The sequence below is a fragment of the Sulfitobacter sp. PS-8MA genome, assembly GCF_040933935.1.
In the GTDB taxonomy this organism is placed as follows: Bacteria; Pseudomonadota; Alphaproteobacteria; order Rhodobacterales; family Rhodobacteraceae; genus Sulfitobacter.
In genome coordinates this window covers 131,733-156,200 of the sequence record NZ_JBFQYJ010000005.1, presented here as the reverse complement: position 1 = coordinate 156,200, position 24,468 = coordinate 131,733, and the positions used below count along the sequence as shown (strand labels likewise).

Here is a 24,468-nt window from a genome sequence, read left to right as displayed (position 1 = left end):
ATGGCGGCGTTTCGTGAATTTGCCGTGGTGGATAAGGTCATCGAGAGCGAGATCATCACGTCCTTCTACCTTGCGCCGCGCGATGGCCAGGCGCTGTGGGAATTCCAGCCGGGTCAATATCTGACCCTGCGGGTGCCGGGGCCGGATGGGCCAGTGCTCAAGACCTATTCGCTGTCCAATGCGCCCTCAGAGACGCGGCATTACCGGATCACCGTCAAGCGGGAGGCCGGGATCAATGGCGCGCCGGAGGGCCTCGGGTCTTGCTGGCTGCATGACCGGGTCGCGCCGGGCGACAGCATCGAGGTCGCTGCACCGCGTGGCAGTTTTGTCTTGGATGAGACCAGCCCGCGCCCGGTGTTGCTGCTCTCGGGCGGGGTCGGGCTGACGCCCATGGTCGCTATGCTGCAGCGTTTGGCCGAGACCGAGCGCGAGGTCTATTTCCTGCACGCCTGCGAAAACGGGCGGGTGCATGCGCTGCGCGATGAGGTTTTGGCGCTGGTCAGTGACAGAATCCACGCCCGGTTCATCTATCGCAGCCCGAGCGATGCGGATCGAAGCGCCGCCCTTTTTGATGCGGAAGGGGTGATTGATAAGACCTTCCTGCGGCAGCATCTCCCTATTGGCGATTATGAGGCCTATATCTGCGGCCCCACGCCCTTTATGGCGGCGATGTATCAGCTTTTACAGGAGCTTGGGGTGGCCGAGGACCGGATCGCCTATGAGTTCTTCGGCAAAGCGACATCGCTAAAGACCCGAAACGTAGCGACCGCGCCGCAAACCGCCGCATCCGCGGCCACGGCGGCGATCCGATCCCTGACCCATATCACCAATCCTGACGCCTGGGCATCAGAGGAGGGGGAGCCGGCCGAGAGCGGCACTGTCGCCGCGGGGCAAAGCCTTTCCACCGCGCAGGTCGAGTTCCGCGCCTCCGGGGCCACCGTGGCCTGGGATGCGGCACAGGGGTCGCTTTTGCAGCTTGCCGAGAACGCAGGGCTGGAGCCGGCGTTTACTTGCCGCGCGGGGATCTGCAACGCCTGCAAATGCCGGTTGATCACCGGCGAAGTCGATTATTTCGAAGAACCGCTGGAAATGCCGCAGCCCGGCGAGGTGCTGATCTGTTGCAGCCGTCCCAAGGGAACTGTCGTGCTCGATCTTTAGGGCACGGCCCGCAAAACTGGGCGGCGCAGAGCGGCAAAACCGGGCCTCTGCGGCGCCCGATCCCTGATCCATTTGTATTCCGAAAGTGTACAGGTTAAGAAGCCCCCGATCTCGCCCGGTAGAGGCTGAGATCAGCGCAGCATTCCCTGCGCAACGTGCCGCCATCTGAGCAGCACGAAGGTGCCAAAAGCGCCGACCCCGAACAAGCCGCGGTCCGTGGCAATAGCTCAGGCGATGTCGTGCGCGACACCGTCTATGACCGCTTGCGATAACAACATGGCAAGGACCTATGCAACTGAACACCCTTGGAACACCGCTTATACTTTTCCTGATCCTCTTTTTCTTTGGAGGAACCTTTCTCTTGTCGCTCTCCATCGGGCGCAAACGTGAGAACGCTGACAATTACATGACGGCGGGCAATGAGGTTGGCTTTGGCATCTCCGCCGCCTCCATGACCGCCACATGGATCTGGGCCGCCTCGCTCTATGCCTCGGCGACCTCGGGCTATACCTATGGGATCTCCGGGCCGATCCACTACGGGCTGTGGGGCGCGTTGATGATCCTCTTCATCTATCCCTTCGGGCGCCGCATCCGCAGCATCGCGCCAAATGCGCATACGCTGGCCGAGATTCTGCACGCGCGCCACGGGCGATCCAGCCAGTTGATCCTTGCGGGGTCCAATTTGCTGGGCAGCCTGTTGAGCCTCACCTCCAACTTCATCGCGGGCGGGGCGCTGATCTCCATGCTGTCGCCGGTCTCCTTCAGCGCGGGGATCCTGATGATCGGCACCGGGGTGCTGCTCTATACGCTGTGGTCGGGGGTGCGCGCGTCGATCCTGACCGACTTCATTCAGGTCTGCGCCATGTTGGGTGCGGTGGTGATCATCGTCCCGGCGGTATTCTTCGCCGCGGGCGGGCCGGAAATCTTCACCACCGGTGCGGTCCATCTGACCCCCTCGCAGCAGAGCTTCTTCTCCTCCGATGCCTTCTTCAACCAGGGCGCGCCCTATATCGCGGCGGTGCTGGCCTATGCCATCGGCAACCAGACCATCGCGCAGCGTCTCTTCGCCGTGCGCGAGGATAAAATCCGCCAGACCTTTGTCACCGCGACCGTCGGCTATGGCGCCACGGTGATCGGGGTGGGCATCCTTGGGGTCCTGGCGCTTTACCTCGGGGTGGAGCCGATGAACGGCGATACCAACAACCTGATCCCGCAACTGGCGTCGATGTATCTGGGGCCAATCCTGCTTTGCGTGTTCTTCGTCATGGTGATCGGCTCGCTTGCCTCCACCGCGGACTCGGATCTGGCGGCGATGTCCTCCATCGTGATGACCGATATCTATGGCCGCAATATTGCCAAGGACGGCGAAGCTGATCCGCGGCTTTTGCTGCTGGTCGGGCGGGTTACCATGATCACGGCGACATTGGCGGCGCTTTTCTTTGCCTCCAGCAAGTTCAACATCCTTGAGCTTCTGGTGCTGGTCGGGGCAATCTGGGGGGCACTGGTGTTCCCGGTGATCGCCAGCTTCTACTGGGACAAGGTCACCAACCGCGCCTTCTCGGTCTCTGTTGTCGCGGCCCTCGCGGCCTTCTTCCCGGTGCGTTTCGGCTGGATCGCGCTGGAAGGTTCGACCGCTTTTGTGACCGACCTGCTGGCCGTCATCGGCGTGGGCGTGATCGCAGGGCTGATGATCTTTGGCTTTCTGGGACGGACCGCAGGGGTGATTGCGGGGGCGATCGCGGCGCTTGTCGTGCTGCCCTTCGGGATCGGCTTTTTGCATCAATACCCGGTGCTGACGGCCTCTCTTCTGGCCTATGCGGTGAGCATGATCCTTTGCGTGGCCTTGTCATGGGCCGGGCGAGAGCGGTTCGATTTCGGCCGCATCAGTGCCGAGACCGGCAATTTTGACGACGCCACACCCACCGTTTAACGAAAGGAAGTCCAATGTCTCCGACATTTCTGACACTCTATGTTCTGATCTTCCCGGCCATCGTGGCCGCTGTCCTGTTCTTTCTGCTGAACGCTTTCTGGAAGGAATGGCGTAAGGCCCGTAAGGCGGGGAAAAGCATCATCTAACGCGCCATTGGCCGTTAGCGCACAAAAGAGCCGCCAAGGCTGAATTTGGCGGCGCGGGGCAGTCCGTGCGGCTCGTTCTTTGAACGGGCGCATGGGCTGCCCCTTTTTTTGCGTCAGGGCGGCGCATTTCATGCTAATTCAAACCGTGCATGGCCGGGTGCCACGATCAGTTTCCAGCAGGCCAAGCGCGACACCAATTGTCCGCCCGGCAGCTTTCTCGTGGAGCGGGGTGATCTGCCCTATGAATTCGCCCATGCCCAGTCCAACAAACTTTGGGTGCTGAAAGTGCCGACCGCCAGTGTACGGTCTCGGCTTGGGGCAACCGACAGGCTTGGTGCTTTGACCTTTGACGCGACCACGGGCGTGGGCTCTTACTTTGTCGGGGCCGTGCGCAATACGATCGGCAGCATCGACGTGATCGGCGGCGCCGCGCGCGAGATGGCCGGGCAGCATTTGCTGGACCTTCTGTGCCTTTCCATGCGCAGCGATGACCGGATCCTCGACAGCGCGTCCTCGACCATTCGCGCCGCCCATCTGCAACGGGCCGAGCAGTTCATCCGCGACAACCTGTCGAACCCGAACCTGAACTCGCAGGTCGTGGCGGAATCCTGCGGCATCTCGCTGCGCTATCTGCAACGGCTGTTTGCCGAGAATAACCATTCGGTCGTGGGCTACATCCGCGACAAGCGGCTCACCCGCTGCCATGAGATGCTGCGCATGGTGAACAATACCTCCAGCATGGCCCAGATCGCCCATAAATGGGGTTTCTACGACCAGGCGCAGTTCTGCAAACACTACAGAGCCCGGTTCGGCTGCACGCCGACCGACACCCGTAAACAAACCCGGCTGGAGGCCAACGCCCGAAGCTGACGAAGCCCAAAAACCAAATCCCGCCAACACCCAAAGCACGGCTTTCGGGTGAACGGTCCCGGCTTGCCGGCGCCCTTTGGCCTCAACCCAAGTAGGAAAGTTAGGAATGACAAACACAAGAGTAGCAGTCGACGTTGGGGGGACATTCACCGACGTTTGCATCATGGACGAAAGTACCGGCCAGATCCGGATTGAGAAAACCCCGTCGACCCCGGACGATCCGATGCGCGCGATCATGACCGGGGTGTCGGATGCCAAGGTCGATCTGGCCGATGTCACCATGTTCTCGCATGGCACGACCGTTGCCACCAACGCGCTGATCACCCGCAACCTGCCGCGCTCTGCGATGGTCTGCACCGAAGGCTTTCGCGATGTGGTGGAAATTCGGCGGTCCAACAAGGAAGACCTCTGGGACACCTATAAGGACGTCGCCAAACCCTATGTCCCGCGCCGCGACCGCCTGACCGTGAAGGAACGGATCGACGCGGCGGGCAAGGTCATCACCGAACTGGATGAGGACGAGGCCCGGCGCGTGGCCGAGGTACTCAAAAAACGCGATGTCAAAGCCATTTCGGTCTGCTTTATCAACTCCTACGTCAACAGCGATCACGAAGTGCGCATGCGCGACATCCTGCGCGAAGTGATGCCCGATGTGCATATCTCGATCTCCTCCCAGATCATGCCGGAAATCTTTGAGCATGAGCGTTTTTCCACCACGATGGTGAACGCCGCGGTTTCCCCGGTGGTGGTCGATTATGTCTCGCGGCTCAGCGACAAGCTGACCGACGGCGGCTACACGCGGGATCTGTTGCTCCTGCACACCGGCGGCGGGGTGATGACGCCTGCCAGCGTCAAGGATTTCGCGGCCCGTCTGGCAGGCTCCGGCATCGCGGCGGGCGCGCTGGCGAGCCGGTTCATCGGCAATCTTTGCGGCTATGAGAACTCCATCGGCTTCGACATGGGCGGCACTTCGACGGATGTGTCGCTTTGCTATCAGGGTGAAAACACGGTGACCAAGGACTGGTACATCGAATATGGCTACCCGATCCGCTTCCCGTCGATTGAAGTGCTGACCATCGGGGCAGGGGGCGGCTCGCTCGCCTGGAAAGACGAGGGTGGCTCGCTACGCAACGGGCCGCAATCGGCGGGCGCTTTCCCCGGGCCGGCCTGCTATTCGAACGGCAACGAAGTGGCCACCAACAGCGACGCCAATGTGGTGCTGGGCCGTCTGGGCCATAGTCTTGCGGGCGGCGACATCACGCTGGATGCCAGGCTGGCCGAAAAGGCGATCCGCGACACCGTGGCCGAGCCTTTCGGCATGGAGCTTCACGAGGCCGCCGAAGCGGTGATTGATGTGGCCAATGCGAATATGGCCAATGCGGTCCGCCTGCTGTCGATCAGCCGGGGCCATGACCCCCGCGACTTTGCCCTGGTCGCCTTTGGCGGTGCCGGGGCCCTGCATGGGGCGGCGGTGGCCAAAGAGCTTTCGATCCCCGTCGTGATCGTGCCGCCAAACCCCGGTGTGACCTCGGCGATGGGCTGTCTGCTGGTCGATATCCAGCATGATTTCTCAGACAGTTTCATGGCCGATGCGGCAACGACATCTCCCGATGATCTTGAAGCTGCCTTTGCACGGATCGAGAAAGAGGCCATTGAGCGGCTGCGGCATGAGGATGTTGCCCCTGAAAACACGGTTTTGCAGCGCACGGTGGAAATGATGTACCAAGGCCAGTGGCGCTCGCTCGCGGTCTCGGCCCCGGCACAGATCACCAGCGTCGAAGAGTTGATCCGCGGTTTCCATGATGAGCATGAACGCGAATACAACTTCCGCCGCGAAGAGGCGCCGGTCAGTATTTTCCGCGTCGGCGTGAAAGCGACGGGCGTGGTGCTAAAGGCAGAGCTGCCGTCATTCGAGCTCACCGCCCACAAGCCCGACCCCACCGGTCAGCGCGATGTCTGGTTCAAGGGCCAGTGCTGCCGCACCGATGTCTATGACCGCGCCACCCTCCGCGCGGGCGCTGAATTCAGCGGCCCCGCCATCGTCGAGCAGGTCGACTCCACGGTGGTGATCCCGCCGCAGGCCACGGCCAAGGTCGACCAATATATGAACATTCTGATCCGCGTGAAGGACTGAGCCATGAATATGATGACACCACAGGAACTGGACCCGGTCACCTTTGAGGTCCTGAAAAACTCCTTTATCACTTCGGTCGACCAAATGGCCGAACAGATGCTGCGCACCTGTTATTCCTTTGTGATCTACAATCGCGATTTCTCCAACGGGCTGCACGATGCCGAAGGCAATTGCGTGGCGCAGGGCAACTCCGATATCGCGGTGCATGTCGGCACGCTGCACTATACCTGCAAAGAGGTGATCCGGGTCTTTAAGGACGATATGTATCCCGGCGATGTCTATGCGATCAACGACCCCTATGCGGGCGGCACCCATTTCAGCGATGTCCGCCTGATCCGCCCGATCTTTGACGAAGAGAAGCTGATCGGGTTTTCGCAATCAAACGGGCATTGGTCCGACCTTGGCGGCTCTGTGCCCGGCTCCTTCAACGTGACCGCGCATGAGATGTTTGGCGAGGCGGTTCGCATCACCCCGATCCGGCTGTTCCACAAGGGCAAGTTCTGTTCCGACGTGGCCAATATGATCGCGGCAAACACCCGCGACCCCGCGTCGATCATCGGTGACATTCATTCACAGGCGCAGGCCACGCAGGTCTCGGAGCGTGAGTTGCAGCGGCTGGTCGGCAAATACGGGCGCAATCAGGTGGTGCAGGGCATGAACGCCGTGCAGGACTATGTCGAACGCGCGGTCCGCCAGCGCATTCGCGACCTGCCCGATGGCACCTGGGAGGCGGTTGACTATATCGACCGCGATCCCGGCGCGGGCGAGGGGATGATCCCGATCCATATCAAGATGACGATCAAGGGCGAAGAGATCACCTATGATTTCGAAGGCAGCCACCCGACGATCTCGTCGATCTACAATTCGGCGCCCGGGGCGACCTTCTCGGCCGTCGTGGCGGGGATGAAGACCTTCTTCCCCGATCTGCCTTTGAACAGCGGCTTTTACCGCATGGTCGATGTGAAAGCGCCGGACAACAGTGTCGTCAGCGCGCAATGGCCGGTGGCGGTGACAGGTTTCCTGATGCCCTTTGAAAAGATCATGAATGCGATCTTTGAAATGTGGTCTCAGATCATGCCGGAGCGCGCGATTGCCTGTGCGTTCAACCTTGAATACCTGCTCGCCGGGGGCAACGATCTGCGCAAGCCGGAAAAGCCCATCTATATGTTCTACGAATGGCTCCCCGGCGGCTGGGGCGGGCGCAATGGCAAGGATGGCAGCGATGTCACCACGGCCTGTTTCGGCACCGGCCTGATGTCGCAGCCCTCGGAAGGCAACGAGCGCGTCAATCCGACCCGGGCCGACGAATTCCAGATCATGCAAGACAGCCCCGGCCCCGGCAAATGGCGCGGCGGGGCAGGGGTGATCAAAGCCTCGACCCTGCTGGAGGCGGACAACACCGTGATGTCCTATATCTGCGACCGCGAGCGCGCTGTCGTCTGGGGTGTCGAAGGGGGGCTGCCCTCCATGCCGCATGGGCTGATGGTGCAGCACGCAGACACCGGCGAGGAGACTTGGCTTGGCTCGGTGTTCTCCAACTACAAGATCAAGAGCGGGGACAAGTTCACCCGGCCCACAGCGGGTGGCGGCGGTTACGGTGACCCTCTGGAGCGGGACCCGGAGCAGGTGCTGGAGGATGTGATCGACGAATATGTCTCGGTCAAACGCGCCGCCTTGGACTATGGCGTGGTGATCAAGGTCAATGACGCGGATATGCTCGATTATGAAATCGACGTTGACGCGACCGATGAGACCCGCGCCGATATCCGCGCCAATCGGGCCGATTGGGCGCGCATGGCGCCCGAAAAGGTGGCGCAGATGTATCAGAATGGCGAGATCGACGAGATGGACGCGGTCCGAAGATATGCCGTCATCCTCGATTGGGGGACCGGTGAGTTGATGCCGAAATCGACTGCGCAGTTCCGCGAAAGTTTCGAAAAGCGCTCCCTCGCACATTGGACTTGACGCCCCCTGCGGCCCGGCAGAGACAGGCCGGGCCGCAGCCTTCTTGCGAGGGCGTGGGTTATGCCGCCGCTCGATATTCTTTGCATTCTGTTGTAAATATGATGGATGATTAACGGCGGAAATTATTGAAATTCTCCTGCATTCGCCATCCCAACTTCTCAGTCTAACGCAAATTCTGAGCAAAGCTGGTCATTATTCACTTCTTTTTTGAGCGATCTGCGTGTAAGGGCGTAGGGGCGCCGATATGGGGGAGGCTGCTTTGGCAGGCACGGCATGGGGCGCGATAAACAGGGGGCGCGCCCCCGCAGGAGGATAAAATGAATTTTAGTAAGATTGCCCGTTCCACCACCGCCGGTATGATCGCCGGTGCCGTCTCGCTTGTCGCTCTGGCCAGCGCGGCCACGGCGGACACTGTGCGGCTGCGGTTCCACACATTCTATGGGACAGAGATCGACCCGATCGCGGACAAATTTAAAGACGCGGTGAAAGAGGCCTCCGACGGGTCGCTGCGCATCCAGTATTTCCGCGGCGGCGAGCTTGTCGCCTCTGACCAGTTTGCCGATGCGGTTTCCAAAGGGACGCTGGACATCGTGCACGGGCATGGCGGTTACTGGTCCGGTCAGGTCGATATCGGCAATATCGAAGCCGGTCTGCCCGGCGCTTGGACCAGCGTTGAGGAAGCCAAGTCGATCTTTGAAAGCGAAGAGGTCAACAAGCTGCTGACCGAGGCTTACGAAGAGGCCGGCACCGTCTTTCTCGGCAAAGGCTATGGCCATAATTACGACCTCTTGACCAAAGAGCCGGTGAGTTCGCTCGAAGACCTCAAGACCCGCAAGATCCGCGCGACGTCGAATGTGGCGAAGGTTCTGGATTACTTCGATATTCCAACCGTTTACCTGCCCGCGCAGGAGCTTTACATCAGCATGTCCACCGGGGTCATCGACGGCGCGATCTATGGTGGTCCGGTCGAATATGAGCAGTTGAAACTGCATGAGACGGCCAATCACTACACCTATCTGAACATGCTGATGCCGGGCTGGACCGAGACCTTCCTCGCCAACCCCGCGAAATGGGAAAAGCTGTCGGATGAGCATAAGGCGATCCTTGAGACGGCCATCGCCCAATTCGCCGAGGACATCCACAACTGGCTGGCCGAAGGCAATGAAAACGTCGCCGAAGGCACCTTCGAATACGCCTCCCTGCCGGAAGCGGATTCGAAAGAGCTGACCGTGGCGGCGCAATCCGTCTGGCAGGAAGAGGCCGCCCGCTCCCCGCGCAACAAAGCCTTCATTGACGCGCTTATTGCCAATGCCAAGGCACAGGGCCGCCTGCAATGAAGCCAGTGACAAGGTATCTTGTCCTTCAGGATGGCCTGTCCGACTTTGTCGGGCGGGCTATTTCCTGGCTCAGCCTGGCGCTTATCGCGGTGCTGATGCTGGAGATTATCGCGCGGTATTTCCTGAACGCACCGACCATCTGGGCGCATGAAGCCAGCACGATGATCTACGGTGCATTCTGCCTTTTGGCGGGCGCCTATACGCTGCGCTACCGCGGGCATGTGCGCTCCGAAGTGCTCTATGGCATCATGGGGCCGCGCGGCAAAGCCTTTTGCGACACGGTTGTATTCTCGATCGGTCTGGTGGTGCTCCTGGTCTTTCTGAAACTCTCCATCGAGTTTGCGGCGGACAGTTGGGCGGTGCGCGAATATTCCAACAAAAGCATTTGGCAGCCGCCGCTCTACCCGATCAAGACGGTGATCCCGATCGCCGTTGGTCTGGTGATCCTGCAAAATATCGCGGAACTGCTGCGGGCTGTGCTGACGCTCTTTGGCATCGCGTATGACGACCCGCGCGAGGGCGAGTTGGAAAGCGAAGTCGATCCCGTCCTGCTGGATGCCCTGAAGAAATAATCCCAAATTGCGCAGGCGTCGCCTGCGAGAAAGAAAAGTGATGGCTGATCTCGATCCGCTTGCAATCACCGCGATCATGTTCGCGTCGATGCTGGTGCTCATGGCGATGGGCGCGCCCCTGGCCTGGGCCCTGACAATCTCGGGCGTGGGCAGCGCCTATATGCTTTGGGGGCCCGGTGGGCTCGACCTTTTGGTCAGCTCGACCTTCAGCGCGATGGACAACTTCCTGCTGGTGGCGCTGCCGCTGTTCATCTTCATGGGGCTGGTCCTGCAACGGTCGGGCATCACCGATGATCTGTTCGGGCTGATCCACAAGCTGATGGGCGGTGTCTCTGGCGGGCTTGGTGTCGGCACGGTGATCATCTGCGCGTTGATCGCGGCGATGGCGGGGGTTTCGGGCGCGGCGACGGTCTCGCTGGGGATCATCGCCCTGCCCGCGATGCTGAAGCGCGGCTATGACAAGCGGCTGGTCACCGGCACGATCATGGCGGGTGGGGCGCTCGGCTTTCTGATCCCGCCCTCGGTCCTGATGATCATCTACGCTTTCCTGTCGCGCGATTCCGTCGGCAAGCTCTTTGCCGCCGGGTTGATGCCCGGGTTGATGCTGGCGGGGATCTATATGGTCTATATCCTGATCCGCTGCCGTCTGAACCCCGATCTGGGGCCGCCGACCCCGGTGGAGGAACGCTACAGCGGGATCGAAAAACTGAAAGCCCTGCGCCATCTGGTCGCCCCGGGGCTGCTGATCACGGCGGTTCTGGGCTGTATCATCGGGGGTGTCACCTCTCCGTCGGAGGCTTCTGCCATCGGGGCTTTCGGGGCGCTGCTCATCGCGGCGCTGCACGGGCGGCTGAACTGGGACCTCTTGCGCTACGTCATGCTGACCACAACCAAGTTGATGGGCATGTTGATGTGGATCACCATCGCGGCGGTGTTCTTTTCCAAGATCTACGTGGGTCTTGGGGCGGGTATGATCGTCGGCGAATTGATCGAGGATTTCAACGTCACGCCGATCTGGGTGATCATCGCGATGCTGGCAACCTATTTCCTGCTCGGCATGTTTTTGGACGACTTTGCTATCGTCTTTATCACCGTGCCGCTTTTCGTGCCGATCGTCCGGGAACTGGGCTATGACACGACATGGTTTGCCGTGCTCTTTATCCTCTCCATGCAATCGGCCTATCTGACGCCGCCTTTCGGGTATAACCTGTTCTACATGCGCTCCGTGGCGCCCAAGGAAATCACCATCGTCGACATCTATTGGGCTGCGATCCCCTTTGTGCTGTTGCAGCTTTTCGGCCTCGCTCTGGTCGTGGCCTTCCCGCAGATCGCGCTTTGGCTGCCGAGCGTCCTGTTCAATTGAACGAAGGCGCGGGGGGTGATCCCCCGCGCCTCTTTCCTGCGGGGCGGGTTAGGAGGTGAAACCCGCCTTGCTGCTGCCCAGCAGCGGGGCGGCATGGGTCAGCGCCATTTCGCTGCGCGAAAAGCGGATCGGGGTGCGCAGACCGGCGATGCCCTCTGGCGCGATCTGCATGCCGCGCGCCGCGATCTGCGGCTCGGCCAAGGCTTCGGCGACATTGTTGATCGGGCCAACCGGCACGCCCGCCACCTCCAGCGCGGCAATCAGATCGGCTTTCGTCCAGCGTGCTGTTTCCTCTGCCAGTGCCGCGCAAAGGGTGTCGCGATGGGCCACCCGCTGCGGGTTGGTCCTGTAGTCGGGATGCGCCAAAAGATCTTCGCGTGCCAAGACCTGACAGAGGGCGCCGAACTGCCGGTCATTGCCGCAGGCGATGATGAGATGCCCGTCCGACACGGGAAAGACCTGATAAGGCACGATATTGGGATGCGCATTGCCGAGCCTTGTCGGCGCGGCACCGCCCAGAAGATAATTGGTGGCCTGATTGGCCAGAACCCCGACGCCGCAGTCCAGCAGGGAGAGGTCTACATGTTGCCCCATGCCGGAGCGCGCGCGTTCGGCCAATGCGGCCTGAATGCCGATCACGCCGTAAAGCCCGGTGAAAATGTCGATCCAAGCCACGCCGACCTTCTGCGGCTCGCCCTCGGGCTCGCCGGTGAGGTCCATAATGCCGCACATGCCTTGTATCAGAAAGTCATAGCCCGGCTGTTTCGCACGCGGGCCGTCTTGGCCAAAGCCGGTGACAGAGGCATAGACCAGCGCCGGGTTTGTCTTTGACAGGCTGGCATAATCCAAGCCGAATTTGGCAAGCCCGCCGACCTTGAAGTTCTCGATCACCACGTCGGCGGAGGCGATAAGGTCTTTCAATTGCGCAAGGTCGTCGGCATCGGAGAAATCACAGGTGATCGACCGTTTGCCCCGGTTGGCCGAGTGAAAATAGGCCGCGACCTTCTCAGTGCCTCCATCGGGCAGGGGGCGTTCGATAAAGGGCGGCCCCCAGCGGCGGGTGTCATCGCCGTCGGGCGCTTCGACCTTGATCACCTCTGCGCCCAGATCGGCGAGCGTCTGCCCGATCCATGGGCCGGCGAGGATACGGGCAAGTTCGATGACCTTCAGGCCTTTGAGCGGGGCATCGTTGGTCATCTGCGGCCTCTTGCGGGAAATCTATGCATGTCTGGTCCTATGTTTCATCGGTTCACAGTGAGGATATGCATGGAAACACCCCGTTTGAACCGGTAAAACCGCATGAAACCATGTAGGGGGTGAATGAATGAGGCAGCGTCGGTTTCTCCCGTCGATCAAGCTCTTGACCGCGGTCGACGCGGTGGTGCGCCACCGCTCCGTCACGGCGGCCGCGCTTGAGCTTGACCTCACCCAAAGCACGGTCAGCCGTTTGATCCTGACGCTGGAGGCGCAACTGGGCAAAGAGCTTTTTACCCGCGAGCGCCGACGGCTGATCCCTACGCCTGCGGCGCTGCGCTACCAGCAAGACATCGCCCGGGCGCTGGACACCGTGCAACGCGCGACCATGTCGGTGATGACCAACCCGCATGGGGGGACGCTGGCGCTGGCGGTGCTGCCGACTTTTGCAACCCGCTGGCTTGGCCCCCGTCTCGGGGAATTCCTCACCGCGCATCCCGGCGTTGCGGTCAATATGTCCACCCGGATCGGGCGCGTGCAGTTTGCCGATGAGGCCTTTGACGCGGCGATCTATTTCGGCGCCGGGGATTGGGAGGGGGTCGGTCAAATGAAGCTTCTCGAAGAAACCGTCACCGCCTGTGTCTCGCCGGAATTCGCAGCCGCCCATGATCTCGACAGTATCGACGCGCTTGCGCAGCTGCCGAAACTGCATCTGGAAAGCCGCCCCACCGCCTGGGAGGATTGGTTCGCCGGGCAGGGCGGGACGGCCAAGGACAGCAGCGGCATGGTGGTGGACCAGTTTTCAATGATGATCCAGGCGGCGATTTCAGGTCTCGGGGTTGCGCTGCTGCCAGATTACCTTGCCAAAATCGAGATTGAAGAGGGCAGGCTGCGCCCCGTTCTGCGGCAGTCCATCCGGGTCCGCGGAGCCTATTGGCTGGCTTGGCCGCTGGTAAAGGAGGAGGACGCCGCCTTGGCGGCATTGCGCGAATGGCTAAGCCAGATATGCGCCGGACCAACCCCCTAAAGATAGGGCGGCGTGCAGGCGGATACGACAATGGCAACCCGGTCCGAGACATTGCGAAAGCGATGCGGCTCGCGCGAGTTGAACAGATAGGCGTCGCCCGCTTTCAAAATCCGCGCATTGTCTCCGACGATCACTTCGACCTCGCCCGCGATCACGATGCCCCCCTCACTGGCCGGATGGCAGAGCATCTCCTCGCCCGTATCCGCCCCCGGCTCATAGGTTTCATGCATGATCTGCAACCCGTGTTCGCGGGCATTGCCGACCTGTTTCAGCGCCATCTGTCCCACCGGCTCCCCATGGTCGGAATAGATCCGCGAGGTGAGGTCTTTGAATTCATCGGGGGTAAAGAAGGGCGCGTTGCTCGGTGCGGCCTCAGGCTCAAAAAACTCAGACATGGAAATGCCCAGTCCGCCCAGAATCTTGCGCAATGTGGCGACAGAGGGGCTGCTCTTATTGGTTTCGACCATCGAAATCTGACCATGGGGAACATCCGCGGCTTCGGCCAGTTTGCGCTGCGAAAGCCCTTGATTCATGCGCAGTTCACGAAGGCGCGCCCCCACGTCGAAACCTGTCATATGCTGTTCTCACTGATGATACCTATGAAAAACTAACCGATCTGCGGCTGAGATAAAAGCATTGGAGTGTTCAATATAATGAGCTATTGGTGTTCGATATTCGCTATTCAGGAGGGCTGACCATGTCACGCAGCGAGGACTTGAAAACACGGCGCACCGCGGCTGTTGCCAGCGGTGTTGGCACCCGCGGCATCTATGCCGAACGGGCCGAGAATGCCGAATTGTGGGATGTGGACGGCAAGCGCTACATCGATCTTGCCGCGGGCATTGCGGTGAACAACACCGGGCACCGTCATCCCAAGCTGATGGCGGCGGTGGCAAAACAGGCCGAGGCTTTCACGCATACCTGTTTTCACGTCGCACCCTACGAGAGCTATGTCGCTCTGGCCGAGCGGCTCAACAAAAGCACGCCCGGCGATTTTGACAAAAAGACCATGCTGGTGACCACCGGCGCCGAAGCGGTCGAGAATGCCGTGAAAATGGCGCGGGCCTTTACCGGACGCTCGGGCGTGATTGCCTTTTCCGGCGCATTCCACGGCCGCACGCTGATGGGTATGGCGCTTTGTGGCAAGGTTCAGCCCTATAAGAAAGCCTTTGGCGCCATGCCGCCCGAAGTCTATCACGCGGCCTTCCCCAACAGCTATCACGGCATCACGCCAGAGATGAGCCTAGCCCAGCTGGACCAGCTGTTCAAATCCACCATCGATCCCGAGCGTGTGGCAGCGATCGTCCTTGAGCCGGTTCAGGGCGAGGGCGGCTTTAACATCGCGCCGGCGGAATTCCTGCGCGGTCTGCGCGCGGTCTGCGACAGTCATGGCATCATTCTGATCGCGGATGAGGTGCAGGCCGGGATGGCCCGGACGGGCAAGCTTTTCGCGATGGAACATGCGGGCGTTGCCGCCGATCTGGTGACCATGGCAAAGGGTCTCGCGGGCGGCTTCCCGCTGTCTGCGGTCACCGGGCGGGCCGAGGTTGTCGATGCCGCGCCCACCGGCGGGATCGGCGGCACCTATGCGGGTAACCCGCTGGCCGTCGCCGCCGCCCATGCGGTGCTTGACGTGATCGCCGAAGAAGACCTCTGCGCCCGCGCCGAAGAGGTTGGCACCGCGCTGCGTGCGCGGCTCGAAGCCCTCGCTGCACGGCAGGGGTTGGAGGCCATCGGCGATGTGCGCGGCTTGGGCGCCATGGTGGCCTTTGAACTGGTCACCGACCGTGCCACCCGCGCGCCGGATGCCGGGCTCACCCAAGCGATCGTGGCCGAAGCAGAGGCCCGGGGTCTGATCATCCTGCCCTGCGGCACCCATGGCAATGTGGTGCGTCTGTTGCCGCCGCTGACCATCCCCATGGCGCAGGTGGATGAGGCGTTGGACATCCTTGAGGCCTCCATCGAGGCGGCCGTCGGGCAGACACGCGCTGCTGCTTGAGTGAAAAAGGCGGCAAACGGCGCCGAAAGGCTGGCGTCGTTTGCCGTCATTTATTGATGGCCGAAAGCGACGGATTCTCATTTCTCTCGGACAAGCTGCTGGACCAGCTCGGCGCGCGCTATGATCTGCGCGAAGTGCCGGTGCGCGAGCCGCTGCCGACCTACACATTGGCAATCATGACCCGCCGCCAGACAGCGGTCACCCCTGCGGCGGAGACGCTGATCCGGCAGCTTAAGGCGCGGGCGCAGAAGCCGCCGGTATAGCGGCGCCCTTAGCGCGCGGACCACAGGTTATTAAAATACTGACAGCCGGGGGATACCGTCGGCGCTGTCTTTGGGGGTAAGCCCAAAGCTCAAGCCCCGGCCAATCCGATGGGCCAGCGCCGACCAGCTTTGTGCTTGGTCGCGTGGCAGCTCTTGGCTCAGCACCCTTTCGAACAGAGCCAGCCAAAGGGGGAAATGCGCCCCATGCACATTGCCGGCCGCGCGGTGCACCTGCATCGGGTTCCCGTCATAGCTTCGCTGCAATAACAGCGCATTACGCCAGAACCGCCCGATCTTTGCTTCATGGGCGGGCCAATCGGTGACATGGGCGGCAAAGATCGGCCCCAGGGTCGGATCTTGTCTGACGGCAGTATAGAACCGCGCGACCACGCGGTCGATCTGCGCTTCGCTGACCGCGATGCGGGGGGGCATTGTCATACGGCGAAGATCCAGACCAAGATCAGGCTGATGATGAGATAGACCAGCGTGTTGACCATCCAGCGGATCAAGCCTGCTTCCCCTTCGGGGTCAACGCCAAGACGTTCGCAAACCTTTGTGCCGGGCCAGAGGAAGGCTTCTGAAAGTGTCATGCCGGTCTCCATAATGCGCATTGCGATTGCGTAATATATTGCCTCTTTTAAACACGCATTGCAAATGCTAATTAAACGCCCCATGCAGCTTGACAAATTTTCTGACTATGCGCTTCGCATTCTGATCACCCTTGCGGCACGGGCGCCGGACCGGGTGGCGACCTCGGAAATTGCCAAGCTCTTTCACATCTCCGAAAACCACCTGTCGAAGATTGCCACGCAGCTGGCTCATGAAGGCTTCCTGCGGTCCGAGCGGGGGCGCAACGGCGGGCTAACCTTGCGCCAGCCGGCGGAAGCGATCAGCGTGGGCGCCGTCCTGCGCGCCCTCAAGCGAGACGCGCCGGTGGCTGAGTGTTTCGGGGGCAATAAGACCTGCCTGATCCTGCCGGTTTGCGGGCTTCGTGGCCCGCTTGCCGAGGCGCAGGAAGCCTTCTTTGCGACTTTGGATGGGTATAGTTTGGCCGATATTGTCGGACCGCGCAAAGATATCGCGGCGCTGCTGCGCCGTGAGTTGGGTTCAACGCCGTAAGTCTTGCAGCCCCGCCCGGGCCGGGCGGTCTTACATCCGAGCCCAACCAGTCTTTCGCGCGATCGGGGTCCAAAAGCCGCGGGGGCGCTGCGCTAGAGCAGATGCGCATTTTCCGTTTTTTAAATGCGCAATTTGATCCAGATCAAAGACAGCTCTTTAGCCTGTTGCTAGATCGACGCGACAAACGAACAGGTACCCCCCCGTGCGCACTCATCAGCTCGCCCCTTCCGCTCACGCCCAAGACGTCGTCTTGACCACGCCCACGATCCGTTGTGGCAGCTGCGTGGCAAAGATCGAGCGGGCTTTGTCAGACCTGCCCGGCGTCGCGCGGGTGCGGGCAAATCTCACTTTGCGGCGGATCAATGTGACATTGGCTGCGCCGGATGACGCCTTGCCAGCCCTGCTGGCCGAACTGGAAAACATCGGCCACCCCAGCCGTGTGATCGACAGTGCCGATCTCTCGGCAGAGGCGAAGGACGAGACCGAGGTCGCCTTGCTCAAAGCCGTCGCGGTCAGCGGCTTTGGCGCCATGAACGTGATGCTTCTGTCGGTCGCGGTCTGGTCCGGCGCCTCCGATGCCACGCGCGACAGTTTCCACCTGATTTCGGGCATCATCGCGCTGCCGATCGTGCTTTATGCCGCGCGGTTCTTCTTTATCTCCGCCTGGGGCGCGCTGCGCCGGGCGAGCATGAATATGGACGTGCCGATTGCCCTGGCCATCGCGCTGGCCCTGGCGCTGAGCATTTTCGAAACCCTGCGCGGCGGCGAGGAGGTCTTTTTCGACGCCGCCGTGACGCTGACCTTCTTTCTGCTCATTGGCCGCTACTTAGATTACCGCATGCGCGGCAAGGCGCGTTCGGCGATGACGGGCCTGCAGCGGCTGGCGGTGCGCGAGGCTTGGGAGGTGACGCCCGAGGGCCGGCTGCGCGTGGTGGCGGCCGAGGCGATCCAGCCCGGCATGGTTCTGCGTATTCCTGCGGGCGAGCGCACCCCGGTGGATCTGCGCATCACCTCCGGGGCCAGCGATCTGGACCGCTCCCTCGTCACCGGCGAATCCGCCCCGGTGGCCGTCGCGGCAGGGGATGAGGTTGAGGCCGGCGCGCTGAACCTGACCGGCCCGGTGGACGCCGTGGCGCTGCGCCCTGTCGAGGACAGTTTCCTTGCCATGTCGATGCGCATGCTGGCCGGGGCCGAAGAGAGCCGCAGCACCTATGTGCGCATTGCGGACCGGGCGGCCCAGCTCTACGCGCCGCTGATCCATCTGATCGCTTTCGCCACTTTCCTCGGCTGGCTGCTGGCCACCGGCGACTGGCACCGTGCGGCCTTTGTGGCGATCAGCGTGTTGATCGTCACCTGCCCCTGTGCGCTGGCCTTGGCGGTGCCGGTGGCGCATGTGGTGGCTTCCAGCCGCTTGATGGCCGAGGGCATCCTGATCAAGGACGGCTCTGCGCTTGAGCGGCTCGCCAATGCCACCCGCGCCGTCTGGGACAAGACCGGGACGCTGACCGATGGCAGCCCGGTGCTGGTAGACCGTCTTGACGCCACGCCCGACACTGCCGCCACGGCCGCCCTGGCGGCCTATTCTGCCCATCCGGTCGCGCGCTGCATCGCCACGGCGCAGGTCGGTTCTGCAACGCCCGTCGAAGAGGTGCGCGAACATCCCGGCTTTGGCGTCGAGGGCCGCATAGGCGGGCGCGTCGCGCGGCTTGGCCGCCCCTCTTGGGTCGCCGAGATCGCCGGGGAAGTGGCGGCGGGGGATGGCCCAGCCTTTGCCTTTGCCGGGGACCAGATGCGGCGTTTCCCCCTGCGCGAGACGCTGCGCGATGGCGCGGCTGAGGCGGTTGCGGCTTTGCGCGACGCCGGTCTGCCGAGCGAGATCCTCTCGGGCGATGCGGCCCCTGCGGTGGCCCAGGTCGCGGCCCAGTTGCAGATCGATGAGACTGAGGCCGGGCTGACCCCGCAGGACAAGGTCACGCATTTGCAAGACCTATTGGCCCGGGGCGAACGCCCGCTGATGGTCGGCGACGGGCTGAACGACACCGCCGCTCTGGCCACGGCCCATGTTTCGATGTCGCCGGCCTCGGCCACCGAAGCGGGGCGTGCGGCGGCGGATTTCGTTTTCCTGCGCGACGCGCTCGACGCGGTGCCACTGGCGCTCAAGCTGGCGCGGCGCACCGCGGCCACCGTGCGGCAGAACTTTGGCCTCGCCATTGCCTACAATTGTATCGCGGTGCCGCTGGCGATTGCGGGCCATGTGACGCCGCTGATCGCCGCCATCGCCATGTCCGGCTCTTCCATCGCCGTGGTCGCGAACTCGCTGCGGCTGAACCGCCGCCGCGCGGCCGCTTCCGCGCCCCGACTGCAAGAGGCCCCCGCATGACGATCCTGCATCTTCTGATCCCGGTCACCCTGGTGATGGGTCTCACCGGACTGGGGGCTTTTTTCTGGAGCCTCAGGAACCGCCAGTATGAAGACCTCGAAGGCGATGCTGAACGCATCCTTTATGACAATGACGACACTCCGATGCCTCCCCGAAAGGATGAACTGAGATGATGGAACGCTTAACCATTGCAGAACGCCAACAGGCCATGCTGCTGTCGGGAGGGCTGGCGCTTGTCGGTCTCCTGCTCGCCATCGTCGGCCATGGCGATGCCATGGGCACGCATGGCTGGATCACCCTGTTCTTTGCAGGCGGTCTGTTCTTTATCGTCGGCAACGCGCTCTACGCGCCTGAGCCGACCCTGGACCGCAGCACGAGCTATTACGACGATCCGACCAAGATCGGCATCCTGCTTTCGCTCTTCTGGGCGGTGATCGCGATGGGGGTCGGCGTCTGGGTCGCCGCGCAACTGGCCTGGCCCGACTTTCGCTTTGACGCGCCCTGGTCGAGCTTTGGCCGGATCCGGCCCGTGCATACCTCGGGTGTGATCTTTGGCTTTGGCGGCAACGCGTTGATCGCCACGTCGTATCACGTGATGCAACGCACCAGCCGCGCGCGGCTGGCGGGGCATGTCTCGCCCTGGTTCGTGCTGCTGGGGTTCAACCTGTTCTGCATCATCGCGGCCTCGGGCTATCTGATGGGGATCACCCAGTCCAAGGAATATGCCGAGCCGGAATGGTATGCGGACATCTGGCTGGTGGTGGTCTGGGTGGTCTATTTCGTGCTCTACATGCGCACGCTGGCCCGCCGGAACGAGCCGCATATCTATGTGGCGAACTGGTATTACATGGCCTTCATCCTGGTGGTGGCGGTGCTGCATATCGTCAACAACCTCGCGGTGCCGGCCTCCTTTGGCGCGGCGAAAAGCTACTCGGCCTTCTCGGGCGTGCAGGATGCGATGACGCAGTGGTGGTACGGGCATAACGCCGTGGCCTTCTTCCTGACCGCCGGTTTCCTCGGCATGCTCTACTACTTCCTGCCCAAACGCGCGGAACGTCCGATCTACTCCTACCGGCTCTCGATCCTGAGCTTCTGGGGCATCGTGTTCTTCTACATCTGGGCCGGCTCGCACCACCTGCATTACACTGCCGTGCCACAATGGGTGCAGACCCTGGGCATGACCTTCTCGGTGATGCTGCTGGTGCCCAGCTGGGCGAGCGCGGGCAACGCGCTGATGACGCTCAATGGCGCATGGGGCAAGGTGCGCGACGACGCGACGCTGCGTTTCATGATGGTCGCGGCGGTGTTCTACGGGCTGTCGACCTTTGAGGGCTCCTTCATGGCGATCCGTGCCGTGAACTCCCTGTCGCATTACACCGACTGGACCGTGGGCCATGTGCATGCGGGGGCCATGGGCTGGGTCGCGCTGATCACCTTCGGGTCGATCTATGCGCTGGTGCCGGTGCTCTGGCGGCGCGAGTCGATGTATTCGTGGAAGCTTGTCGAATGGCACTTCTGGCTCGCGCTTGGCGGGACCGTGATCTACGTCTTTGCGATGTGGAACAGCGGCATCATCCAGGGGCTGATGTGGCGCACCTATACCGAAAGCGGCACGCTGGCCTATTCCTTCAATGACTCACTGGTGGCGATGCATCCCTACTATGTCGCGCGGACCATCGGCGGGGGGTTCTTCCTCACCGGGGCCATCCTTGGGGCCTATAACGTGATCATGACGATCAAACGGGTCCGCCAAGACCGCCCCGACCTCGATTTTCCAACCAAATCCGAAGCGGATGAACCCGCCGTGCCAGCTGCGGAGTGATGGCCATGTTGCGTAAACTACTGAAACCCTTCTCGAAGTTCTTCGAATTCCATGCGCGGAGCCACTACCGTGCCGAACGGCACTCGATGGCGCTGACAATCGGAATCATCGCGGCCTCGGCCGTGGGCGGTTTTGTCGAAATCGCCCCGCTCTTCAGCATTGACGAGACGGTCGAGGCCGCCCCCGACATGCGCGTCTACACGCCCTTGGAACAGGCCGGGCGCGATATCTACATCCGCGAAGGCTGCTATGCCTGTCACAGCCAGATGATCCGCAGCCTGCGCGACGAGGTGGACCGCTATGGCCCCTATTCCCTGGCGGTCGAAAGCCAGTACGACCATCCGATGCTTTGGGGGTCGAAACGGACCGGGCCGGATCTGGCGCGGGTCGGGGAGAAATTCTCGGATGAATGGCAGGTGCAGCACCTCGTCGATCCGCGCTCTCTGGTGCCCGAATCGGTGATGCCGCAATACGCTTTCCTGCTCGATGCGCCGCTCGAAACCGCAAGCCTGCCGGGCCGTCTGGCGGCCCTGCGCACCGTGGGGGTCCCCTATAGCGATGCGCAGATCGAAAACGCGGCCGAGGATGCCCGCGGTCAGGCCTATCCCGACAGCGATCAGGCCTATGCGGTCGAGGAACGCTATGGCGAGGCCACGAACATCCGTTTCTTCGATGGCCGGCGCGACCGTTTAACCGAGATGGACGCGTTGGTGGCCTATCTTCAGATCATGGGCGGCCTGACAGATCTGCCCCAAGAAACACAAATAGCTGAGGGGGAATGAGACCGTGGATCTAAGCTATGAAACACTGTCAAACATCGCCAAATCCTTTGGGCTGTTCTACCTGATCGCCCTGTCGATCGGGATTACCGTCTATGCCTTTTGGCCAAGTTTGGGAAATAGGTTCGACAAGGCCGCGCAGAGCGTCCTGAACGACGAGGAGGGGCCATGTCGGTAAAAGAACGCGATCCGCTCACCGGCCATGAGACCACGGGCCACGAATGGGATGGTATCACAGAACTGAACACCCGCGTGCCACGCGCGGTCTGGTTCTTCGTCGCCGTGACGCATCTCTGGGCATTGGTTTACTGGGTGTTCATGCCGTCCTGGCCGCTGATCAACACCTATTGGAAGGGGCTCTTGAACTACGATCAGGCGGTTGTGGTCGAAGAAAAGGTCGCCAAGGCCTACCGCGAACTCGACACTTGGCGCGCGCCGCTGGCGGAACTCTCGGCCGAGGAAATCCGCGAGATCCCCGAGCTGATGGCCCATGTCGAGCGAACCGCGCCCACGCTTTTCGGCGATAATTGCGCGGCCTGTCATGGCACCGACCTTGCCGGCGCGCCGGGCTATCCGAGCCTTGTGGATGACGCCTGGCTTTGGGGCGGCGACAGCGAGACGATCATGGAAACCCTGCGGGTGGGGATCAACGCCCCGCATCCGGAGACCCGTTTTGCCCAGATGCTTGCCTTTGGCCGAGACGGAATGCTGAGCCGACCACAGATCCGCACTGTCGTGGACTATGTGCAATCGCTTTCCGGGCTGGAACAGGATCTGCCGGCCGCCCGTCTGCAAGAGGGGGCCACGATCTTTGCGGAGAACTGCGCGAGCTGTCATGGCGAGAATGCCGAGGGGATTCAGGACATGGGCGCGCCCAACCTGACCGACGCCGCCTGGATCTATGGCGGAGATGATGCGGCGATGTTCGAGACCATCCATGACGGGCGCCAAGGCTGGATGCCCGCCTGGGAAGGCCGCCTGACCAAGGCGGACCGGATGATGCTGACCCTCTACATCCAAAGCCGCGCGGCGGAGGGTCAGCCATGACCCGCCCCCGTATCTGGGCCGCAGCCGGGGCCGCCTTGCTGGTCTCTGGCTTTGTCGCGGCGAATGCGCATCTCGTCACCATCGCAATCGGGTCGCAGCCCGACTGTGTTCTTCTTCCATCGCATAAGGAGGGCGCTGCCAATCGTGTAGCGAAACCATCATGCTGAGCGACCGTTCCAACCATTCCGACGCCCCACCGCCCCCTGACAACCCGCATGCAGGCGGCGTGATCCCGCAAGTCGTGCCGCCCCTGCCGCGCGAAAGCCCGCATGCGCGGCAGCTGCCGGCAAACATGGCCTTCACATGGCTGAAACGCGGCTGGTTGGATTTCCTGACCCGCCCGTCGCTGAGCCTGCTCTACGGCATTCTGGTCTTTGCGATCTCGGCGCTGGTGGTCTGGGCGCTGTTTCAATTCCGCTATGAATATGCGCTTTTCCCGGCGCTGGCGGGCTTTGTTCTGGTCGGTCCGCTGATAGCGGTTGGCCTTTACGAGAAAAGCCGCCGGATCGAGACGCAGACGCGGATCACCATAGGCGGCATGCTGTTCGCGCGGCCCGCGTCAAAGCATCAGGCGCTGTTCATGGGGGTGCTGCTGCTCGGTCTGTTCCTGCTGTGGCAACGCTCGGCAGTGCTGATCTACGCGCTGTTCTTCGGTCTGGTCGACTTCCCCGGCACCGATGAGCTGGTCCCGATGCTCCTGTTCACCCCCACCGGTTGGGCGCTGCTTGTGACCGGCGGCGCTGTGGGCGCTCTCTTTGCGGCTTTTTCCTTCGCGATCAGTGTTTTCGCGGTGCCAATGCTGCTGACCGAACGGACCGATGCGCTGTCGGCCATGGGGATTTCCATGGCAATGGTCTGGGCCAATCTGCCCGTCATGCTCACCTGGGGGGCAATTGTCGTCGTGCTGACTGCGCTGTCTCTTGCGACGGGTTTCGTGGCTTTGATCGTCGTTTTCCCGGTCTTGGGGCACGCCACCTGGCATGCCTACCGCAGCGTGCGCCCGGCGGATCGCCAGCAGGGAGAGAGCGAGCGCATGTTCGTGCGGCCTGCCTGAGCCCAAAGCCCGCGCGGGCGCTTTGGCGCCCGCCGCTTTTATCGAGCGATCGGGGCGACGCAATCAGACCCTGCGTTGCCCCATGGGTCAGAGGAACCCGCCCGCAAGGAAGCGCTTTTGATACTGGCGCTGAACGGCATCGCGGGCCCGCCATCAACGATTTATCCTAGAATATGAATTATGGTGAGTTGTCACGGTTCGCGCGGTTGTTTGCCCCAGTGGAATATCGGGCTGGACACCGTGAAAAACCTTCAACTGCAGGGAGCAAAACCGTCAATTCCATTGGCAGATCAATGTTGGTAAATGACA

The 24,468-nt window shown here is 61.9% G+C and carries 24 protein-coding genes; 20 read left to right on the top strand and 4 right to left on the bottom strand.

Annotation, left to right across the window (positions count from 1 at the left end; genetic code table 11):
- The 9 genes from AB4M76_RS03750 to AB4M76_RS03710 all read left to right on the top strand — a co-directional run bounded on the left by AB4M76_RS03750 (position 1) and on the right by AB4M76_RS03710 (position 11,475).
- Complete coding sequence (locus AB4M76_RS03750; RefSeq protein ID WP_368440468.1) at positions 1 to 1,158, top strand: 2Fe-2S iron-sulfur cluster-binding protein; 1,158 nt, start codon at positions 1 to 3, stop codon at positions 1,156 to 1,158.
- Positions 1,159 to 1,447: 289 nt separating this feature from the next.
- Positions 1,448 to 3,088: a hypothetical protein gene (locus AB4M76_RS03745; protein WP_368440466.1), complete on the top strand. Its 1,641-nt coding sequence runs from the start codon at positions 1,448 to 1,450 to the stop codon at positions 3,086 to 3,088.
- 14 nt (positions 3,089 to 3,102) lie between these two features.
- Complete coding sequence (locus tag AB4M76_RS03740) at positions 3,103 to 3,234, top strand: putative transporter small subunit (RefSeq protein ID WP_368440465.1); 132 nt, start codon at positions 3,103 to 3,105, stop codon at positions 3,232 to 3,234.
- 45 nt (positions 3,235 to 3,279) lie between these two features.
- Complete coding sequence (locus AB4M76_RS03735) at positions 3,280 to 4,104, top strand: helix-turn-helix domain-containing protein (protein WP_368440464.1); 825 nt, start codon at positions 3,280 to 3,282, stop codon at positions 4,102 to 4,104.
- 106 nt (positions 4,105 to 4,210) lie between these two features.
- Entirely contained in the window at positions 4,211 to 6,238 is a 2,028-nt protein-coding gene (locus AB4M76_RS03730; RefSeq protein ID WP_368440463.1) for a hydantoinase/oxoprolinase family protein, read from the top strand.
- A 3-nt stretch (positions 6,239 to 6,241) separates the two neighbouring features.
- Positions 6,242 to 8,203: a hydantoinase B/oxoprolinase family protein gene (locus tag AB4M76_RS03725; RefSeq protein ID WP_368440462.1), complete on the top strand. Its 1,962-nt coding sequence runs from the start codon at positions 6,242 to 6,244 to the stop codon at positions 8,201 to 8,203.
- 317 nt (positions 8,204 to 8,520) lie between these two features.
- Positions 8,521 to 9,540 carry a TRAP transporter substrate-binding protein gene (locus AB4M76_RS03720; RefSeq protein WP_368440461.1) on the top strand — a complete coding sequence of 340 codons (1,020 nt, stop codon included), beginning with the start codon at positions 8,521 to 8,523 and terminating at the stop codon, positions 9,538 to 9,540.
- On the top strand, positions 9,537 to 10,112 hold the full coding sequence (locus tag AB4M76_RS03715) for a TRAP transporter small permease subunit (RefSeq protein ID WP_368440460.1): 576 nt from the start codon (positions 9,537 to 9,539) through the stop codon (positions 10,110 to 10,112). Before AB4M76_RS03720 ends, AB4M76_RS03715 begins: the two co-directional genes overlap by 4 nt.
- Before the next feature lie 40 nt (positions 10,113 to 10,152).
- Positions 10,153 to 11,475 carry a TRAP transporter large permease subunit gene (locus tag AB4M76_RS03710; protein WP_368440459.1) on the top strand — a complete coding sequence of 441 codons (1,323 nt, stop codon included), beginning with the start codon at positions 10,153 to 10,155 and terminating at the stop codon, positions 11,473 to 11,475.
- A gap of 48 nt (positions 11,476 to 11,523) precedes the next feature.
- Here AB4M76_RS03710 and AB4M76_RS03705 read toward each other — a convergent pair whose 3' ends face one another.
- Positions 11,524 to 12,672: a CaiB/BaiF CoA transferase family protein gene (locus tag AB4M76_RS03705; RefSeq protein ID WP_368440458.1), complete on the bottom strand. Its 1,149-nt coding sequence runs from the start codon at positions 12,670 to 12,672 to the stop codon at positions 11,524 to 11,526.
- 127 nt (positions 12,673 to 12,799) lie between these two features.
- Here AB4M76_RS03705 and AB4M76_RS03700 point away from each other — a divergent pair, with 127 nt between their 5' ends.
- Positions 12,800 to 13,696 (top strand): LysR family transcriptional regulator, encoded by an 897-nt coding sequence (locus tag AB4M76_RS03700; RefSeq protein WP_368440457.1) that lies wholly within the window; start codon positions 12,800 to 12,802, stop codon positions 13,694 to 13,696.
- On the opposite strand, the gene AB4M76_RS03695 is transcribed toward AB4M76_RS03700, so the two are convergent.
- A complete protein-coding gene (locus AB4M76_RS03695; RefSeq protein ID WP_368440456.1) occupies positions 13,693 to 14,271 on the bottom strand; it encodes a cupin domain-containing protein in 579 nt (192 codons plus the stop codon). The genes AB4M76_RS03700 and AB4M76_RS03695 overlap by 4 nt on opposite strands.
- 122 nt (positions 14,272 to 14,393) lie before the next feature.
- On the opposite strand from AB4M76_RS03695, the gene gabT reads away from it, so the two are divergent.
- Together gabT and AB4M76_RS03685 are read left to right on the top strand one after the other, a co-directional pair.
- Positions 14,394 to 15,695 (top strand): 4-aminobutyrate--2-oxoglutarate transaminase, encoded by a 1,302-nt coding sequence (gene gabT / locus AB4M76_RS03690; RefSeq protein ID WP_368440455.1) that lies wholly within the window; start codon positions 14,394 to 14,396, stop codon positions 15,693 to 15,695.
- Between the two features lie 56 nt (positions 15,696 to 15,751).
- Positions 15,752 to 15,958 (top strand): LysR substrate-binding domain-containing protein, encoded by a 207-nt coding sequence (locus AB4M76_RS03685; protein WP_368440454.1) that lies wholly within the window; start codon positions 15,752 to 15,754, stop codon positions 15,956 to 15,958.
- A gap of 30 nt (positions 15,959 to 15,988) precedes the next feature.
- On the opposite strand, the gene AB4M76_RS03680 is transcribed toward AB4M76_RS03685, so the two are convergent.
- Positions 15,989 to 16,396, bottom strand: coding sequence for a group III truncated hemoglobin (locus tag AB4M76_RS03680; RefSeq protein WP_368440453.1), 408 nt, complete (start codon positions 16,394 to 16,396; stop codon positions 15,989 to 15,991).
- Positions 16,393 to 16,548 (bottom strand): hypothetical protein, encoded by a 156-nt coding sequence (locus AB4M76_RS03675; protein WP_368440452.1) that lies wholly within the window; start codon positions 16,546 to 16,548, stop codon positions 16,393 to 16,395. The genes AB4M76_RS03680 and AB4M76_RS03675 overlap by 4 nt, the downstream gene beginning before the upstream one ends.
- An 82-nt stretch (positions 16,549 to 16,630) precedes the next feature.
- Here AB4M76_RS03675 and AB4M76_RS03670 point away from each other — a divergent pair, with 82 nt between their 5' ends.
- The 8 genes from AB4M76_RS03670 to AB4M76_RS03635 all read left to right on the top strand — a co-directional run bounded on the left by AB4M76_RS03670 (position 16,631) and on the right by AB4M76_RS03635 (position 24,159).
- Positions 16,631 to 17,077 (top strand): Rrf2 family transcriptional regulator, encoded by a 447-nt coding sequence (locus AB4M76_RS03670; RefSeq protein WP_368440451.1) that lies wholly within the window; start codon positions 16,631 to 16,633, stop codon positions 17,075 to 17,077.
- Positions 17,078 to 17,327: 250 nt separating this feature from the next.
- Positions 17,328 to 19,457 (top strand): heavy metal translocating P-type ATPase, encoded by a 2,130-nt coding sequence (locus AB4M76_RS03665; RefSeq protein WP_368440450.1) that lies wholly within the window; start codon positions 17,328 to 17,330, stop codon positions 19,455 to 19,457.
- Positions 19,454 to 19,630: a cbb3-type cytochrome oxidase assembly protein CcoS gene (gene ccoS / locus AB4M76_RS03660; RefSeq protein WP_174858099.1), complete on the top strand. Its 177-nt coding sequence runs from the start codon at positions 19,454 to 19,456 to the stop codon at positions 19,628 to 19,630. Before AB4M76_RS03665 ends, ccoS begins: the two co-directional genes overlap by 4 nt.
- Positions 19,627 to 21,279, top strand: a complete 1,653-nt coding sequence (ccoN, locus tag AB4M76_RS03655) for a cytochrome-c oxidase, cbb3-type subunit I (RefSeq protein WP_368440449.1) — start codon at positions 19,627 to 19,629, stop codon at positions 21,277 to 21,279. Before ccoS ends, ccoN begins: the two co-directional genes overlap by 4 nt.
- 5 nt (positions 21,280 to 21,284) lie before the next feature.
- The gene (gene ccoO, locus AB4M76_RS03650) at positions 21,285 to 22,061 is read left to right on the top strand and encodes a cytochrome-c oxidase, cbb3-type subunit II (protein WP_368440448.1); all 777 of its coding nucleotides are present in this window, start codon (positions 21,285 to 21,287) and stop codon (positions 22,059 to 22,061) included.
- 4 nt (positions 22,062 to 22,065) lie between these two features.
- Positions 22,066 to 22,236: a cbb3-type cytochrome oxidase subunit 3 gene (locus AB4M76_RS03645; protein ID WP_368440447.1), complete on the top strand. Its 171-nt coding sequence runs from the start codon at positions 22,066 to 22,068 to the stop codon at positions 22,234 to 22,236.
- Entirely contained in the window at positions 22,227 to 23,105 is an 879-nt protein-coding gene (gene ccoP / locus AB4M76_RS03640) for a cytochrome-c oxidase, cbb3-type subunit III (RefSeq protein WP_368440446.1), read from the top strand. Before AB4M76_RS03645 ends, ccoP begins: the two co-directional genes overlap by 10 nt.
- A 160-nt stretch (positions 23,106 to 23,265) precedes the next feature.
- Positions 23,266 to 24,159: a DUF2189 domain-containing protein gene (locus AB4M76_RS03635; RefSeq protein ID WP_368440445.1), complete on the top strand. Its 894-nt coding sequence runs from the start codon at positions 23,266 to 23,268 to the stop codon at positions 24,157 to 24,159.
- Positions 24,160 to 24,468 lie beyond the last annotated feature (309 nt).

What these genes read in the sequence shown, in the direction of transcription:
- ccoN (WP_368440449.1), top strand. Translation starts at nt 19,627, where the DNA reads ATGATGGAACGCTTAACCATTGCAGAACGCCAACAGGCCATGCTGCTG.
- AB4M76_RS03730 (WP_368440463.1), top strand. Translation starts at nt 4,211, where the DNA reads ATGACAAACACAAGAGTAGCAGTCGACGTTGGGGGGACATTCACCGAC.
- ccoO (WP_368440448.1), top strand. Translation starts at nt 21,285, where the DNA reads ATGTTGCGTAAACTACTGAAACCCTTCTCGAAGTTCTTCGAATTCCAT.
- AB4M76_RS03635 (WP_368440445.1), top strand. Translation starts at nt 23,266, where the DNA reads ATGCTGAGCGACCGTTCCAACCATTCCGACGCCCCACCGCCCCCTGAC.
- gabT (WP_368440455.1), top strand. Translation starts at nt 14,394, where the DNA reads ATGTCACGCAGCGAGGACTTGAAAACACGGCGCACCGCGGCTGTTGCC.
- AB4M76_RS03700 (WP_368440457.1), top strand. Translation starts at nt 12,800, where the DNA reads ATGAGGCAGCGTCGGTTTCTCCCGTCGATCAAGCTCTTGACCGCGGTC.
- AB4M76_RS03670 (WP_368440451.1), top strand. Translation starts at nt 16,631, where the DNA reads ATGCAGCTTGACAAATTTTCTGACTATGCGCTTCGCATTCTGATCACC.
- AB4M76_RS03680 (WP_368440453.1), bottom strand. Translation starts at nt 16,396, where the DNA reads ATGACAATGCCCCCCCGCATCGCGGTCAGCGAAGCGCAGATCGACCGC.
- AB4M76_RS03745 (WP_368440466.1), top strand. Translation starts at nt 1,448, where the DNA reads ATGCAACTGAACACCCTTGGAACACCGCTTATACTTTTCCTGATCCTC.
- ccoP (WP_368440446.1), top strand. Translation starts at nt 22,227, where the DNA reads ATGTCGGTAAAAGAACGCGATCCGCTCACCGGCCATGAGACCACGGGC.
- AB4M76_RS03710 (WP_368440459.1), top strand. Translation starts at nt 10,153, where the DNA reads ATGGCTGATCTCGATCCGCTTGCAATCACCGCGATCATGTTCGCGTCG.
- AB4M76_RS03725 (WP_368440462.1), top strand. Translation starts at nt 6,242, where the DNA reads ATGAATATGATGACACCACAGGAACTGGACCCGGTCACCTTTGAGGTC.
- AB4M76_RS03695 (WP_368440456.1), bottom strand. Translation starts at nt 14,271, where the DNA reads ATGACAGGTTTCGACGTGGGGGCGCGCCTTCGTGAACTGCGCATGAAT.
- AB4M76_RS03675 (WP_368440452.1), bottom strand. Translation starts at nt 16,548, where the DNA reads ATGACACTTTCAGAAGCCTTCCTCTGGCCCGGCACAAAGGTTTGCGAA.
- AB4M76_RS03740 (WP_368440465.1), top strand. Translation starts at nt 3,103, where the DNA reads ATGTCTCCGACATTTCTGACACTCTATGTTCTGATCTTCCCGGCCATC.
- AB4M76_RS03685 (WP_368440454.1), top strand. Translation starts at nt 15,752, where the DNA reads ATGGCCGAAAGCGACGGATTCTCATTTCTCTCGGACAAGCTGCTGGAC.
- ccoS (WP_174858099.1), top strand. Translation starts at nt 19,454, where the DNA reads ATGACGATCCTGCATCTTCTGATCCCGGTCACCCTGGTGATGGGTCTC.
- AB4M76_RS03715 (WP_368440460.1), top strand. Translation starts at nt 9,537, where the DNA reads ATGAAGCCAGTGACAAGGTATCTTGTCCTTCAGGATGGCCTGTCCGAC.
- AB4M76_RS03720 (WP_368440461.1), top strand. Translation starts at nt 8,521, where the DNA reads ATGAATTTTAGTAAGATTGCCCGTTCCACCACCGCCGGTATGATCGCC.
- AB4M76_RS03705 (WP_368440458.1), bottom strand. Translation starts at nt 12,672, where the DNA reads ATGACCAACGATGCCCCGCTCAAAGGCCTGAAGGTCATCGAACTTGCC.
- AB4M76_RS03750 (WP_368440468.1), top strand. Translation starts at nt 1, where the DNA reads ATGGCGGCGTTTCGTGAATTTGCCGTGGTGGATAAGGTCATCGAGAGC.